Here is a 15,266-nt window from a genome sequence, read left to right on the forward strand (position 1 = left end):
GTGAAGCAGTGTTACAGCTTAAAAGCTTTTCGGGACAAGACAAGGTAGTAGGCCAAACCGATCGAAGCGATGCTGAGCCAAAATGTAAAATAGCCGATCTGCGGCATATATTGATCGAGCATAGAATAATTCGGCATCATTCCAAACAAGTAATCAATGGCATCGTTATGCATCGTCCAAACAGCCGCAAGCGCCAAATGCCACCCTTTGAACCGGAAATGCGGGGCGTACAGCACGCCTTGCACAGCCATTGCGAAGTGCGACGCGATCAGCATATACCCCGTCCAATGAAGGCTTCCGGTCACCACAAGCACGAGAACATTCATTACAACCGCCCACAGCCCGTATTTGACAAGCGTAACAAGCGCAAGCGCCTCAAAAAGCGGAGCATTCCTTCCCAATAAAAGTCCGATGAGAACGAATAAAAAGAACAAGGTCGCCGTCGGGCTGTCGGGAACGAAGATCAGAAACTTCGCTGGCGTATTCGTCAGCTGCGGAAGGTACCAATAATACCCGTAAACCGTACCGAAGAAATTAATGATCAAAAGCAGCAGAAGCATCGGCTTTTGAGCGAGCATGTAGGAAATCAGTTTCAAAGCAATCAACTCACAGTCTCTTTAAATAAAAAAAGCCGCCGCCGGGTCAGCTTCACAGATTGACCGCAGAACACCTGTCGAGAAGCGGCGGCCTTTCCAGCTTCCGTGCCGGTTCACTGTCAGCAGCGGTCAAAATTGAAAAGGCCATCGACATTGTCGACAGCCCGAGAGGCTGACTTGCCGTCAGCTTCAGCTCTATCAAGAGTATAGCCTGCCTTCATCAACTTGACAACCGTTTTATTTCGCCGTTGTTTCGGAGATGAATTTAGACAGTTCTTTAAGCTCTTTGTCAGATCCTTTAAAAACGCCGGCAGGCATTTCGCCTTTTCCTTCCTTGGCGATTTTCGCAATCTCTTCAGGAGACAAGCCGTTGTCAACGAGAGACGGGCCTGCCGCTCCTCCTTGCATGTTGTCTCCGTGGCACGAGATACAGCCCTGCTCCTGATAAATCTTATAGCCTTCCGCACTCGTATCAATATCGGCCTCTTCCTTGATTTTACCCTGCTCTTCAGCAGCGGCCCAGTCGTGAGTGACAACGGACTGCCACGTTAAGAAAACCGTCGCTGAAATCGCCAAAAGCATCAACCCTACGGCAACCGGGCGTTTAAACGGCCTTCTTTCAGGGCCTCTGTCAAGAAACGGCGCCAATAAAAGCGCTCCGAACGCAATTGTCGGGATAATAATCGCGCCGACAACCGTATACGGTCCGGCAGCATATTCGTATTTCAGCAATTGGTAAAGAAATAGAAAATACCAGTCTGGCAAAGGTATGTAGCCGGTATCGGTCGGATCTGCCATCCGCTCGAGCGGAGGCTCATGCACGATGGTCAGCACGAGAAAACCGACAAGGAAAACCGCTCCGACCATCCATTCTTTCAGCAGGAAATTCGGCCAGAACGCTTCCGTTTTCCCTGGAAATTCGGAATAATCTTTTGGAATATTCGGTTTTCTTTCCGCCGGGATCCGTGAATCACCGACAAACTTCATCCCTTTTCCCCTTTTCATGCCATCCCCTCCTTCTCAATTGAGTCGCTCGTTTACAGCGGCCCAGAAATTCCTTGTTTGCGAATCATGATAAAGTGTGCAGCCATCAGTCCGAACAGAGCGGCTGGCAGGAAAAAGACGTGTATGGCAAAAAAGCGCGTCAACGTCTGAGCGCCGACAATATCCGGATGACCGGCAAGCAATGTTTTAATTTCCGAGCCGATCAGCGGCGTCGCCTCAGCAATCTGCAAACCTACTTTTGTCGCAAACAGAGCTTTCATATCCCAAGGCAAAAGGTAGCCTGTAAAACCTAAACCAAGCATGACAAAGAAGATTAAAACGCCGACAATCCAGTTCAGCTCTCTCGGCTTCTTATAAGCCCCCTGGAAGAAAACCCTGAGCGTATGAAGAAACATCATCACGATGACCAAGCTTGCACCCCAGTGGTGCATTCCCCTTACAATCTGTCCGAACGCCACTTCATTTTGCAAATAATAAACAGATTCCCAGGCATTTTTAATATCCGGAACGTAGTACATCGTCAAAAACATGCCGGACAGCACCTGAATCACCGTCACGAAAAACGTCAATCCCCCGAAGCAGTACACGAAAGCTGAAAAATGGTGAGCCGGGTTTACGTGTTCAGGAACTTCATGGTCGGCGATGTCCCGCCAGAGCGGCGTAATATCAAGTCTTTCATCCACCCAGTCATAAATTTTGTTTAGCATGATCACCCATCCTTCCTCGGCTTGGCTTTCCCTAAGTAAAGGTAGCCGTCTTTAACCTCTTGCTCATAGCGGTCCAAAGGAGCAAGCGGCGGAGTTCCGGGCACGTTGGTACCATCCTTTTCATAAAGTCCGTAATGGCACGGACAAAAGAACTTATTCGGATTTTTAGGATCGCTGTTCCAGTTGACCGTACACCCCAAATGTTTACAAACCGGTGATAAAGCTACAATTTCGTCCCCACTTTTGAAAACCCACGCCGATCTCGATTCTTCCGATTCGTACCAGGCATCCACTTGTTTGATTTTAAAATCGAAGCGCTGCGGTTCATTTGTCAATTCATCAACGCTGACAACCTGAACCATGTCCTGATCTTCAGTCGGCCTTAAAACCGGATCGAGCGCGAAGCGAACCATAGGCATGAGCATCCCCGCCGCCATAAAGCCGCCGACTCCGGTCAGCGTATAGTTTAAAAACTGACGTCTGGATACCCGATGTCTTTTTTCGCTCATCTTCATATCCCCCCTCAAGTCCCCAGCTACAATATAACTGAAATAGAAAAAAATTCATGAAACTAGGACACCCTCATAATATATCAATATTTTAGGAAGGTCAACATTCCCAAAATCATTATACAAAGGAAATGTAAGTGTTTTTATCAAGAGTTCCAATATTGTAACAAAATGTTCAATATTTGCTCAATTTGATCTTCCAGCAGCTTCTGCTTTAACGAATCCTTCATATGTTCGAGAGGAATCGCCGGAACCCACAGCAGCTTTTGCTCGCTGTCGAGCATCTGCTTCCAGCGTTCATCCGTCGTTAAAAAAACGATGTGGCGAAAATGTTTTTCGGCCATTTCTTTTAAATCGGCGATATGCTGCGCCGATTTTTCATCCGCTTCTAAATATGTACAGGGCGGAAACAGGTAGATTCTGCCCTTCAGCTGCCTTTCGAGTTCTTCTGCAAGTATAGACGTAAATTCCCCTTTTGATACGGCCGATTTAAACTGATCTCCAAGATCAACCGATATTAAAGGGATGACAGCTGTATCGATGTATTCTTTCGCGTTCAAGTAAACATCCGCATCGTGCGTATTCCATTTCACGGCTTTCGTCCTCCCCGTTTTGACAGCGCTTTCTCAGAGCTGAACAAGCCTTGCTTTCGGCAAGGCTTGATTGGCAGCGGATTATCGCAGCTGGCTCAGTTGTTTAGCTAGTTTTTCGAAGCTTTCTTTATCCTGGCGGTCAAGCGCTTCGTCGATTTCCCGCAGCAGCTTTTGTCTCTGAAAAGTGGCAATGGAATGCTCCAAAATCTGTTCAGCGACAATTTTATCTTTTTCATTTTCATATAGGTCTTTCGGAATATGCGGATTGGCTTCGAGTACAGCCGCATATTCCGGAGAATTATAGGCTGAGCGGAAGTTCAGCTGGATAAAGAGATCCTGCTGCTTATTCAGCCTGATATCATGAAATGATTTTTCTGCATCGGTCGTCATGACATTTTCTTTATAAAAACGAAAAGGCACTTCCTCAACGCAGTGGGTAGACATGATAATGCCCCTCGGACAAAATTCGGCCTGCTCGACAAAATGCACTTTTTCCATCAGCGAGTCATGGCTCATTAAATAATTCAGAATCCATACACACTCTCTTCGTTTCAGCTGATAATGGTTGAGAAACCAGCGGATAAAATCTTTTTTTTCATTGACAGAAACAGGGGTCTGCATGTTATTCCCTCCTCTATCGCATCTTGTGTATTACTTTATAAATTCCACACAAACCGATCATATCCTGCTTATTCAAAGGAATTTTCATCTTCGATTCTGAAAATCGTCTCCTGGACTTCCTCGTTTGCCGGGTCGAGCTCTGCCAGTTTTTTCAGCAGAGGCAGCGCTTCTTTCCGCCGTCCTTCTTCAAGCAGAAACATGGAATATTCGTAAAGGAAATCGGCGTCATCCCGATAGTGCAAAAATGCGTTCTCATATTCCTCGCGGGCTTTGTCGTACGCTTCGGTCCGGGCGAACGCCGATGCCAGATGCCAGCTGAACTTCGGATCATCCTCTCCGTATTTGCGCACTTCCCGAACGAGTTCAATGATGCTCTCATCGTCTTCTTCTTCAAGAAACAGGGCAAGCAGTGTATGAACGGCTTCCAGATATCCGGGATCCAGCGCCAGCGCTTCACGAAGCAGCTCCTTCGCTTCCGAATGCCTTTTCGTTTTTAAGGCTGCTTTTGCAGCAGAAAGATAAAGCTCTTTGTTGAATTCATCGACACGGATTCCTTCTTTTGCCGTTTCGAATGCTTCCTCATAAAGCCCTTCTGTTTCAAAGCTGTTGGCCAGAGGCTTGTAAAGCGAAGAATAAGCGGGATCCATTTCCTTCAGCTCTGTCAGCTGTTTAATCGCAGTTTTAGGATACCCCGCTTTCAGTGCCGTAAAACCAAAGCCGAACAGTGTGTTGGGCTCGGGGTTCTCCTTGACGGCTTTTTCATACCATTCAAGCGCTTCTTCAAACGCTCCGGATGAACTTAATGATTCCGCCAGCCTTTGGTACACATTGACGCCGCCGATGACGGCTTCTTCTTCGGCCGCTTTTTTGAATTGACGGACCGCTTTGCCGTAAGCTCCCTGAGTAAAATACAGCTCTCCCAAAGCAAAATCGATAACCGGCTCATCCGGCAAAATGGCTTGCGCCTTTAACAGCTTTTGCTCGCTGACTTCAAACAGACCCTGCATCTGATAGAGATCAGCCATTAAAAGCAGGCACTGCGGGTACGCCTCGTCTGTTTCCGGAATCGTTTCGAGCACGCTGAGCGCTTTTTCTTCCTGATCGGTTTCGATGAGGAGTTCGGCATAAAAGCATGTCAGTTCTGTTTCATCCGGATACAGTTCATGGAGGTCAGTCACGATGGCGATAGCCTTATCGACAATTCCCCATTCGTAATACAGCTGGGCTACTATGGCTTTGTCTTCATCATGAAGGTCAGACTCGATATCAGCAAGTTTTTTCAATCCGCTTTCCGGGTGGCCTGCTTCAACTAATTTTATGGCTTCTTGAATAGAAGTATTCAAATCTAAACGTCCCTTTCTTTCGTCAATTCATCACCGGCCGTATCAGCCGGCATATCGCGGTGAGTTACTTACTATCATAATTCACGCGGCGGTTTCCGGCAAATATGTTGCCCGCACAGCTGTATGGAAGCAGATTGATTCTGTTAAGACAAGCTATGCCGAAAACATTCGTTTTATGAGCAAATGCCCGGCTTTCATGATTTTCCGGGCAGAAAAAGCCTGAGCACAATGCTTCAGGCTTTTTCTGCAAGCTTTTCGATATGTTCAAAAAATGAAGGATATGAGACGCTCACAGCTTCGGGCTGTAATATGTCGATCGGCTGCTCGCAGATGCAGGCGGCGATCCCCAGCATCATTCCGATCCGGTGGTCCCCATGGCTTGAGACCTTCGCGCCGCCTGTAAGAGGCGTCTTGCCGTGAATCTTCATCCCGTCTTCCGTCGGTTCGATGTTCGCACCGATTTTTTTCAGCTCTGAGGCGACGGTATCGATCCGGTTCGTTTCTTTTACTTTGAGTTCAGCCGCATCTTTAATGACCGTCGTCCCTTCAGCCTGTGTTGCTAGAAGCGCGATGATCGGTATTTCATCGATGAGGCGCGGGATCAAATCGCCCGAAATTTCGGCTGCCTTCAAAGAGGACGTTTTGATTCTCAGATCGCCGTACGGCTCGGTATTTCCTGTGTCCTTTTCTTCGATTTCAAGATCGGCTCCCATTTCTTTCAAGACATCGATGATTCCCGTCCTGGTCGGATTGAGTCCGACATTGCGAAGCACGACTTCACTGCCAGGAACAAGCGATGCTGCTGCCAGGAAAAACGCAGCTGATGAAATATCACCCGGCACAAAGACTTCTGCTGCTTTCAGCTGCTGCCCGCCCTCAATGGACACGCTCGTTTCATCTTCCCGAAGGCTGACGCCGAACATAGACAGCATCCGTTCCGTATGGTCTCTTGATTTATGAGGCTCCGTCACCGTTGTGGTGCCTTCGGCCTGCAGACCCGCAAGCAGAACGGCCGATTTGATCTGCGCACTTGCAACAGGCGACTGAAAATCGATCGCCTTCAGATGTCCGCCGCGGACAGAAAGCGGTGTGTATTCCCCTCCGGCGCGGCCGTCGATTTTCGCCCCCATTTTTCGAAGCGGTTCTGTAACACGCTTCATCGGCCTTTTGGCGATGCTCTCATCGCCGGCAACCGTACTGTGAAACGGACGCCCCGCCAAAATGCCGAGCATCAGCCTGATCGTCGTTCCGGAATTCCCCACATCGAGGAGCTCGGCAGGCTCAGCGAGCTGATCGAGCCCTTTGCCGCGGACGGTGACATCACTGCCATTCTGTTCGATTTCGACACCCATTTTCCGAAAGCAGGCGATCGTGCTCAAGCAGTCGGCTCCTGGCAAAAAGTTTTTGATGACCGTTTTCCCTTCTGCCATGGCTCCGAACATAACAGAACGATGGGAGATGGATTTATCTCCCGGAATATGAAGCTCTCCCTTTAGTGAACTGATTTTTCCTCTTTTCATGTGTTCCACCTCAATCAGCATAAAATGTTTCGTATTTTGCGCGGGTTTGGATGCATTTTTCGGCGCGTTTTCGATCTTCATCGGATTGAAAGCTGATTCTGAGAACACCGTTTATGTCTTCCCTTGTTTCGATAATCCGGATGTTCGTAATGCTGATTTGCTCGTCGGCGAGGATCGCCGTAATTTCCGAAATAACCCCCGGATGGTCCGGGACATCGACATAAAGATCGTAAAAGGAAGGAATCGCGCCTTTTTGCCGCAAAGGCAGACCGTCGCGGTATTCCTTGGCTTGCCGAAAAAATTCAAACAGCCCGTCTGCATCTTCATTTTCGACAAAAGACTGGATTCTGTCCAGCTCTTGTTTCCATTCGTCAAACCGCTCCAATATTTTATCTTTATTGTGCAAGAGAATATCGCGCCACATCGCCGGGCTGCTTGAGGCAATCCTCGTGATATCGCGGAAGCCTCCTGCGGCAAAACGCTTGACGAGCGGGTACTGATCTTCGAATTTGACGGTCTGGTGGACGAGACTCGCCGCCACGATATGCGGAAAATGGCTGATCACGCTTGTAACAGCGTCATGTTCAGCAGGAGACATTTCCACAAACTTTGCATTTGTTCCTTTGAGCAGATCTTTTAAAGAAGCAACCGCTTCTTTGCCGGCGGAGCCGGATGGCGTCAAAATATAAAACGCGTTCTCGAAAAGGAAGTCTTTGGCGGCAGCGACGCCCGATTTATGCGAGCCTGCCATCGGATGGCCTCCGATAAACCTGTAGTCATCCGGCAGCACTTTTTCGGCATGGCTGACGACCTTTTGTTTCGTGCTGCCGACATCTGTAATGAGCAGCTTTTTCTTGATGCCTGAAGCGGCAAGCTCATCAAGCATGTGAAGCGTCTGTTCGACCGGCGCCGCTAAGAAAACAGTCGACGCTTCTTTCACCCCTTCTAAAAAAGAAGCGGCCGGAGCATCAATTACGCCAAGCTTTTGTGCAGCCCTTGCCTGCTCTTCTGACACGTCAAACCCGATAATCCGTTTGCCCGGGTGTTCCTTTTTGATGGCCAGGGCGATCGAACCGCCGATTAAGCCCAAACCGGCCAACAAAATCGTTTCATTCGGTTGAGTCATTTTTTATCACCTAGTTCATCAATAGACTAAAGAGGTGACTGAATCATCACCTCTTACAACATGCCGGCTAACGTTTTCAAAAAGCCTTCGTTCTGTTCCTTCGTACCGACCGATATTCTAAGGAACGTCGGAAAGCCGAGCGCATTCCCGGATCTGACGATATAGCCTTTTTTCAGCAGCTCTGAGAAAAGTTCGTCTGCATCCCGTTTAAAATCAATCAGCACAAAGTTCGTTTGTGAAGGATAGTAATTTAGCCCGTGCTCATCACAGAAATCGTAGTACTGTTTGAGCCCTTCATTGTTTTTTCTCACACAGTCGTGGATAAATGCCTGATCGCCGAGGGCGGCAAGCGCGGCCGCCTGGCCGAGCCGGTTTGTATTAAACGGCTGTCTCGCCGGCTCAATCGCCTGAATCAGCTGTTCAGAAGCAATCCCGTAGCCCACCCTTAAAGACGCCAAACCGTAGGCTTTTGAGAACGTCCTGAGAATCATCAGGTTCGGAAAGCGCTCCAGAAGCGGGATGGTCTCGGGGTAGTCTTCAGCCGTTACGTATTCGTAATAAGCTTCATCAACGACAGCAAGGACATGTTCCGGCACTTTTTCAAGGAAACGGATCAAGTTGCGGCCGGATTCATACGTTCCGGTCGGATTGTTCGGGCTGCAAACCCAGACAACCTTCGTCTGTTCATCGATCGCCTTCAGCATTGCATCAAGGTCGTGGCAGCCGTTTTCGAGCAGGCCGACTTCTCTGACTTCCGCTCCTTCGATGACAGCGTTGTGCTTGTATTGTGAAAATGTCGGATTCGCCATTACAGTGTTTGAGGCAGGGTCCAACAAAGAACGGGAAATAATTTGAATGACTTCGTCCGTTCCGTTTCCCAGGATGATGTTCGTTTCATTTACGCCGAGATGGGAGGCAAGCTTTGTTCTCAATGCCGCACTATAGCCGTCAGGATAGAGAGCCATTTGCTGCACCTCAATCTGGAGGGCTTCCTTTGCCGCTTCTGAACAGCCGTAAGGATTCTCATTTGAAGCGAGCTTGACGACCCGGTCGAGGTTGAACTCTTTTTTGACCTCTTCAATCGGTTTGCCCGGCTGGTAAGGCGTTAATTGTTTTAACTGTTCTTTAATTTGCAACATTCTGTCACCTCATTTTACCATGTACGATCCGCTAAATGTCTTAGCGTATGCCTCAAACGCCTTTAAGGCTTGTTCCCTTGTCTCAGGGGCGACGAGTTCGTCTTTCAGCTCCTCGATCTTTCTGACAAGGGCGCTTCCCACGACAACGCCGTCCGCCAGTTCATTCATCATCTCCACTTGTTTGGAGCTGGAAATCCCAAACCCGACGGCAACCGGGACGGAGCTCATTCCTTTAACAGACCTGATAAATGAAGAAACAGAATCTTCGAATTCATTGCGCACACCTGTGACACCGAGCGAAGAAACGCAATACACAAAACCTTCCGCCTGCTGCGTTATTTTTTGAATGCGCGATTCGCTTGTCGGCGCGACCAGCGAAATATAGGTAATCCCGTGTTTTTTACACTGCTGCTGCAAATATACGCTTTCCTCAAAAGGAAGGTCCGGTACAAGGAGTCCGTCTAGCTGATTTTGTCGCAGTAAAGCGAAAAAGTGATCTGTATCTAATTGTAACACAGGATTATAATACGTAAAGAGAATAATCGGAATATGGACGCCGTTTTTTTTCATTTCACCGCCAAGCCTGATCGCTTTTACGATGTTCATATCGTTGTCAAGCGCCCTTTTTGATGCGCGCTGAATCACCGGGCCGTCAGCGAGCGGATCAGAATACGGAACCCCGAGTTCAAGGGCGGACGCTCCCGCCTCTTGAAGAGATTTTGCCAGCTCGATCGAGATTTCTGGCAGCGGGTCTCCCGCTGTAATAAACGGAACAAATAGCTTATCGGACGGCTGTTTTTTCAGATTGAACATCTTGATTCACCTCTTCTTCCAACACCTTCATCAAGGTATGGACGTCTTTGTCTCCCCTGCCTGAAAGGCAGACGAGAACGCTTTTCTCTCTCGGCAGTTCTTTAGCGATTTCAAATGCTTTTGCCAATGCATGGGCGGATTCAATAGCCGGCAAAATGCCCTCAGTCTCTGTCAGCAGCCTTAATGCCGAGACCGCTTCATCATCTGTGACAGATTCATACGTGACGCGCCCTGTTTGATGAAGATGGGCGTGCTCGGGGCCGACTCCCGGATAATCAAGTCCGGCTGAGATGGAATAAGGCTCGATGATCTGTCCGTACTCGTCTTGAATCAAGTAGGTCAAAGAACCGTGGATGACGCCTTTTGTACCCTTTGTGATCGTGGCCGCATGAAGAGGTGTGTCAACACCTTTTCCCGCAGCTTCGACTCCGATCAGTTCAACAGTTTCTTCAATGAACGCGCTGAACATCCCGATCGCATTGCTTCCGCCTCCGACACAGGCGACAACTTTATCGGGGAGGCTTTGCTCCAATTGATAAAACTGCGCTTTCGCCTCTTCGCCGATCATCCGTTGAAATTCGCGGACGATATAAGGATACGGATGCGGCCCGACGACGGAACCGATCATGTAAAAATGGTCCTGGCAATGCTGAACCCAGTAGCGGATCGCTTCGTTTGTAGCATCTTTTAATGTCCCGTTTCCGCTTGACACCGGGACGACCTCCGCTCCCAAGAGCTTCATCCGGAACACGTTCAGCGATTGTCTGGCAACATCTTCCTCCCCCATGAAGACGATGCATGATAAGCCGAACTTCGCGGCGACAGTCGCCGCCGCCACACCGTGCTGGCCTGCACCGGTTTCAGCAATGAGCTTTGTTTTTCCCATTTTCTTGGCCAGGAGCGCCTGGCCGAGGGCATTGTTGATTTTGTGGGCGCCTGTATGGTTTAAATCTTCTCTTTTTAAGTAAATCTTCGCTCCGCCCAGCTGCTTAGTGAGCTGGTCTGCGAACGTCAAAGCCGTCGGCCTGCCTGAGTAGTCATTTAAAAGCTTTTGATAATCCTTTTGAAATGAAGGGTCGTCTTTCAGTTCAAGAAACGCTTTTTCGATTTCTTCCAAAGGCTGCATGAGTGTTTCCGGGACGAATTTCCCGCCAAAATCACCAAACCTGCCTTGTTCATTCGGATATGAATACATGTTCGAACATCCTTTCTTCTAAAAGGCTGATCAGCTTTTCGCTTTTTCTGCCTCTTTCTTCGATTCCGCTTGCCAAGTCGATTCCCGGCGGACGCCGCTTTAAAAGATCTGCGATTGTGTCCGGGTTCACGCCTCCGGCGATAAACAGGCGCTTGCCTTCTCTTTGGGCTGCATCTATATACAGCGGGACGCTGTCCCACGAAAACGAAACTCCCGTTCCCCCTCTCATCCCTTTGACAGACGAGTCGATGACATACCCGTCGATGTAAGGTGCGAAAGAAGCCATGCTCTGTACGGTATCATTCCCGTGAGGGAGCGCCTTCCATATCTCGCAGTCTGTCATGCTTTTAAGCCGCTTGATGTCTGCCGCCGTTTCATCTCCGTGAAGCTGGATCACGTCCAAGCCTGCATCTTTTACGATTTCAGCCATTCGGCTCATGTTTTCATTAACAAAAACGCCGACAAGCTTTTTACCTGGCGTATCCGTTTCGCCGCACCACCGTTTCACATCCGCCGGGTCTACCGACCGTTTGCTTTCGGCGAAAATAAATCCGAGATAATCGGCTTTCGAGCGGGCTGTCACCTTTAAATCTTCCAATGAATGAATCCCGCAATATTTTAGACTCGGTTTCTTCATCAGCCGTCCTCTCCGAATAACGCATAGACAGCCTTCAGCTGTGACGTCTCTCTCATCAGCGATTCGCCGACAAGCACGGCTTGGGCTCCGCACGTTTTTACAAAAGTCAGGTCTTCCGATTTTCCGATGCCGCTTTCGCTGATGAGAACGGTCCCCGGCGGAACGAGTTTCGCCATTCGCTCCGTTTGTCCGACGGTCGTTTCAAAGTTTTTTAGATTTCGATTGTTTACGCCGATGATTTCGGGTGTAAAGACATTTAAAATGCCCTCAAGCGTCTCTTCGCCATGTACTTCGACGAGCACATCCATGCCTTTTTCAACGGCTTGCTGATAGAGTTCAAACAGCTTTTGCGGTTCAAGCGCTTCACCGATCAGCAGGATCGCATCCGCTCCGATGCGGTCCGCTTCTTCAACCTGAATGGAATCAATGATAAAATCCTTGCGCAGCACAGGCAGGGAAACCGAGCGTTTCACATCTGACAAATAACTGTTCTTCCCTTGAAAAAAAGGTGTATCTGTCAGAACAGACAAACAATCGGCTTTAGCCTGTTCGTATTGTTTTGCGATCTTGACGGGCTCAAAACCCTCCTGAATCACGCCTTTTGACGGAGAAGCTTTTTTCACCTCCGCAATTAAAGCGACAAACCGGTTCGGAGAAAGGAGCGCTTTTTTAAATGACCGCTTTGGCAGTTTTAAATCTTCCGACAGCTTGATCTTTAGGATGTCTTCTCGTTTTCTATCAATAATTTGATTAAGCATACAACTCTTCCTCTTTCTGTTTTAATCGCTCCAGCTGATTGAGCGCTTCACCGCCAGCAACAGCTTCTAAAGCGAGCGCAACGCCCTCTTTTAAATCCGCTGCCTGTTCTGCGACGTATAAAGCGGCTCCGGCATTAAACGCTGCGATATGAACAGCCGAGTCCGGACCGCGGTTTTTCAAAATATCGACGATCAGACGGCCGCTTTCTTCAGGCGTCGCCACCTGAATGTCTCTCAGCCTTCCGAGAGGCAGTCCAACATCGCCCGGCTCGACGGTGTATTCGTATGTTTTGCCGCCTTTCAGTTCAATTACATCTGTCGGCGATGTGATCGACAGTTCATCAAGACCGTCCCGGCTCGAAACAAACAATACGTGCTCCGGTTCAAACGCTTCAAGAGCGCGGGCCATAAGCTTTGCTTTTTCGATCGAGTAGACGCCGATCACCTGGCGTTTGGCCTTCATCGGGTTGCTGAGCGGGCCGAGCAGATTGAATACGGTTCTAAAAGCCAGATCCTTCCTCGCGCCTGCCACGTGCTTCATGGAAGAGTGATAGCTTGGCGCATACAGGAATCCCATATTTCGGCGTTCAATGCTCTTAATCGTTTCTTCAGGCGACGTCTGAATAGAAACGCCGAGATATTCGAGAACGTCAGCGCTCCCGCTTTTTGAAGAAACGGATCGATTACCGTGTTTTGCGATTTTTGCCCCGGCTGATGAAGCGATGATCGCAGCCGCTGTGGAAATGTTGAAGGTGGAGCTTCCGTCTCCTCCGGTTCCGCACGTATCAACAACATGTTCCGGTCCGTCTATTGTATGCGCCTGCTCCCGCATGGCTCTGACAAATCCCGTAATCTCTTCAGCCGTTTCTCCCCTGTAGGCGAGAACGGACAGGAGGCCTCCGATTTCCGCAGCGCTCAGCGAGCCGGTCATCATGTCGCGCATGATGCTGTGTGCCTCGATTTCATTCAGTGTCCGTCCGTTAACGCATGATTTCAGCAGTTCGTTCATTGCCGTCCTCCCCCTTTTCGAGAAACGTTTCTTCTGCGATTTGAATCGTTTTTAACAGAGCCCCTGCTTTATTGCAGGTCTCTTCCCATTCTTTTTCAGGCACGGAGTCGGCTACGATGCCCGCCCCGGCCTGAATGGACGCCACTCCGTTTTTCACGCTCATCGTCCGGATCGTGATGCACGAATCGATATTTCCGTCAAATCCGATGTAAGCAATGCATCCTCCGTATGTTTCCCTCGGTTCGGGCTCAAGCTCATTTAAAAGCTGAATCGCGCGGATTTTCGGAGCGCCGGTCAAAGTTCCGGCCGGAAATGCGCTCATTAAAGCGTCAACCGGGTGGACACCCGCTTTTAAAGTGCCGGTTACGATCGAAATGATGTGCATGACGTGCGAAAAGGAAACGATTTTCGTAAACTCGGGCACTTGGACAGACCCGTACTCAGCTACTCTGCCGATATCATTTCTCGCCAAATCGACAAGCATGTAATGCTCCGCTTTTTCTTTCTCATCAGCCAATAGTTCTTTTTCAAGCCGCTTATCCTCAGCCTGATCACCGCCCCTTTTCCTTGTGCCGGCGATCGGATGGATTTCAAGATGGCCGTTTTGAACATGGATCAGACGTTCGGGCGAGCTTCCGACGAGATCGCGGTCAGGAAGCCTCATGTAGTACATGTACGGGGACGGGTTGATCATTCTCAGCACTCTGTATAACTCAAAAGAACCGACCTTCACCGGAATGTCGAACCTTTGCGAAAGGACGCCTTGAAAAATGTCTCCCGCTTTAATGTATTCTTTCAAGCGATCGACATCGGCCAAAAACCGGGATTTCTCATATGTTGATTGAATCCCTTCAAAGCTGGGGGCCGTGTGCCGTCCTTGCGGAAGAAACAGCTCTTTCGGCGTTTTCCGGTCTGACAGCCTGTGTGTAAGCTGCTTGAGCTCTTCTTTCCCCTTTTTGAAAATGCGGCGCTTTTCCTCCCTATTTTCACTGCCTTCAAGCCTTGTATAGTGGATGAAATGCAGCTTTTTCAGTTCGTGATCATAAGCGATCATCGTCCGGCAGACAAACAGGAGGCATTTTGCCATTTCCGTTTCTTTGCTGTGCCCTTTGATGGACGGTTCAATGAGCGGCATTAAATCGTAGCTTAAATAGCCGACCGCTCCTCCTGTAAACGGGATGTCGAGCTCAGGCGCTTTGATCGAATACGTCTCCGACATCCATTCGAGAACGTCTTTTAACTGTGAAGCCGAATAAAGCTTCTTCTGCTTTTGATCGCAGGCGTGAAACCGGCCGCGTTCTTCTTTGATCGTCAAAAAGGGGTCAAGGCCGATGAAAGAATATCTTGACCATGCAGAGGTTTCATCCTGGCTTTCCAGCAAATAGACGATGTCTTCCTGCAGCTTCTCGACCAATTGAACGGGCGTCAGCGTATCGACGGAAAAACTCTCAATAATCGGTATCGTTTTAAAGTGTGAAGAATCCTCTGAAAAAGAGGCAAAATCGGTTTGCAGACTCAACTATCTCTCACTCCCTTTCAGGCGGAGAGAATGAGAAGAAGGCCTTTAGAGGACAAATGATTGAATTGACGAGGGGAAAACGAAACAAACCCAAAAGAACAGCGTCTTTTGGGTAGAATGAATAAACGTTTTGTCTCAACTCAGCTCATCTCAACTCATTCTCAATCTACCCTAGT

At 49.0% G+C, this 15,266-nt stretch carries 17 protein-coding genes; all 17 read right to left on the reverse strand.

The window, feature by feature from the left end:
- Positions 1-11: 11 nt before the first annotated feature.
- The 17 genes from TRNA_RS33360 to trpE all read right to left on the reverse strand — a co-directional run bounded on the left by TRNA_RS33360 (position 12) and on the right by trpE (position 15,090).
- A complete protein-coding gene (locus TRNA_RS33360) occupies positions 12-578 on the reverse strand; it encodes a DUF1405 domain-containing protein (RefSeq protein ID WP_369878889.1) in 567 nt (188 codons plus the stop codon).
- Positions 579-648: 70 nt separating this feature from the next.
- The gene (locus TRNA_RS43895) at positions 649-798 is read right to left on the reverse strand and encodes a hypothetical protein (RefSeq protein WP_016885970.1); all 150 of its coding nucleotides are present in this window, start codon (positions 796-798) and stop codon (positions 649-651) included.
- 35 nt (positions 799-833) lie between these two features.
- On the reverse strand, positions 834-1,601 hold the full coding sequence (locus TRNA_RS33365; protein WP_003182950.1) for a menaquinol-cytochrome c reductase cytochrome b/c subunit: 768 nt from the start codon (positions 1,599-1,601) through the stop codon (positions 834-836).
- Positions 1,602-1,633: 32 nt separating this feature from the next.
- Entirely contained in the window at positions 1,634-2,308 is a 675-nt protein-coding gene (gene qcrB / locus TRNA_RS33370; protein WP_003182952.1) for a menaquinol-cytochrome c reductase cytochrome b subunit, read from the reverse strand.
- Between the two features lie 2 nt (positions 2,309-2,310).
- Positions 2,311-2,817 carry a ubiquinol-cytochrome c reductase iron-sulfur subunit gene (locus TRNA_RS33375; protein ID WP_003182954.1) on the reverse strand — a complete coding sequence of 169 codons (507 nt, stop codon included), beginning with the start codon at positions 2,815-2,817 and terminating at the stop codon, positions 2,311-2,313.
- A gap of 146 nt (positions 2,818-2,963) precedes the next feature.
- On the reverse strand, positions 2,964-3,410 hold the full coding sequence (locus TRNA_RS33380) for a YpiF family protein (protein WP_003182956.1): 447 nt from the start codon (positions 3,408-3,410) through the stop codon (positions 2,964-2,966).
- Positions 3,411-3,491: 81 nt separating this feature from the next.
- Positions 3,492-4,031: a ReoY family proteolytic degradation factor gene (locus TRNA_RS33385; protein WP_003182958.1), complete on the reverse strand. Its 540-nt coding sequence runs from the start codon at positions 4,029-4,031 to the stop codon at positions 3,492-3,494.
- 68 nt (positions 4,032-4,099) lie between these two features.
- Positions 4,100-5,374, reverse strand: a complete 1,275-nt coding sequence (locus TRNA_RS33390; RefSeq protein ID WP_003182961.1) for a tetratricopeptide repeat protein — start codon at positions 5,372-5,374, stop codon at positions 4,100-4,102.
- 233 nt (positions 5,375-5,607) lie between these two features.
- Positions 5,608-6,894: a 3-phosphoshikimate 1-carboxyvinyltransferase gene (aroA, locus tag TRNA_RS33395; protein WP_003182964.1), complete on the reverse strand. Its 1,287-nt coding sequence runs from the start codon at positions 6,892-6,894 to the stop codon at positions 5,608-5,610.
- A 10-nt stretch (positions 6,895-6,904) separates the two neighbouring features.
- Positions 6,905-8,020 carry a prephenate dehydrogenase gene (locus tag TRNA_RS33400; protein WP_003182968.1) on the reverse strand — a complete coding sequence of 372 codons (1,116 nt, stop codon included), beginning with the start codon at positions 8,018-8,020 and terminating at the stop codon, positions 6,905-6,907.
- A gap of 53 nt (positions 8,021-8,073) precedes the next feature.
- Positions 8,074-9,156: a histidinol-phosphate transaminase gene (hisC, locus tag TRNA_RS33405; protein ID WP_011198069.1), complete on the reverse strand. Its 1,083-nt coding sequence runs from the start codon at positions 9,154-9,156 to the stop codon at positions 8,074-8,076.
- Between the two features lie 12 nt (positions 9,157-9,168).
- Positions 9,169-9,972, reverse strand: coding sequence for a tryptophan synthase subunit alpha (trpA, locus tag TRNA_RS33410; protein ID WP_003182972.1), 804 nt, complete (start codon positions 9,970-9,972; stop codon positions 9,169-9,171).
- Entirely contained in the window at positions 9,941-11,167 is a 1,227-nt protein-coding gene (trpB, locus tag TRNA_RS33415; RefSeq protein ID WP_003182974.1) for a tryptophan synthase subunit beta, read from the reverse strand. The genes trpA and trpB overlap by 32 nt, the downstream gene beginning before the upstream one ends.
- Complete coding sequence (locus TRNA_RS33420) at positions 11,148-11,804, reverse strand: phosphoribosylanthranilate isomerase (protein ID WP_003182976.1); 657 nt, start codon at positions 11,802-11,804, stop codon at positions 11,148-11,150. Before TRNA_RS33420 ends, trpB begins: the two co-directional genes overlap by 20 nt.
- The gene (trpC, locus tag TRNA_RS33425; RefSeq protein ID WP_011198070.1) at positions 11,804-12,562 is read right to left on the reverse strand and encodes an indole-3-glycerol phosphate synthase TrpC; all 759 of its coding nucleotides are present in this window, start codon (positions 12,560-12,562) and stop codon (positions 11,804-11,806) included. Before trpC ends, TRNA_RS33420 begins: the two co-directional genes overlap by 1 nt.
- A complete protein-coding gene (gene trpD, locus TRNA_RS33430) occupies positions 12,555-13,571 on the reverse strand; it encodes an anthranilate phosphoribosyltransferase (protein WP_003182981.1) in 1,017 nt (338 codons plus the stop codon). The genes trpC and trpD overlap by 8 nt, the downstream gene beginning before the upstream one ends.
- Positions 13,543-15,090 (reverse strand): anthranilate synthase component I, encoded by a 1,548-nt coding sequence (trpE, locus tag TRNA_RS33435; protein WP_003182982.1) that lies wholly within the window; start codon positions 15,088-15,090, stop codon positions 13,543-13,545. Before trpE ends, trpD begins: the two co-directional genes overlap by 29 nt.
- Positions 15,091-15,266: the final 176 nt, after the last annotated feature.

This window comes from Bacillus licheniformis DSM 13 = ATCC 14580 (genome assembly GCF_000011645.1).
In the GTDB taxonomy this organism is placed as follows: Bacteria; Bacillota; Bacilli; order Bacillales; family Bacillaceae; genus Bacillus; species Bacillus licheniformis.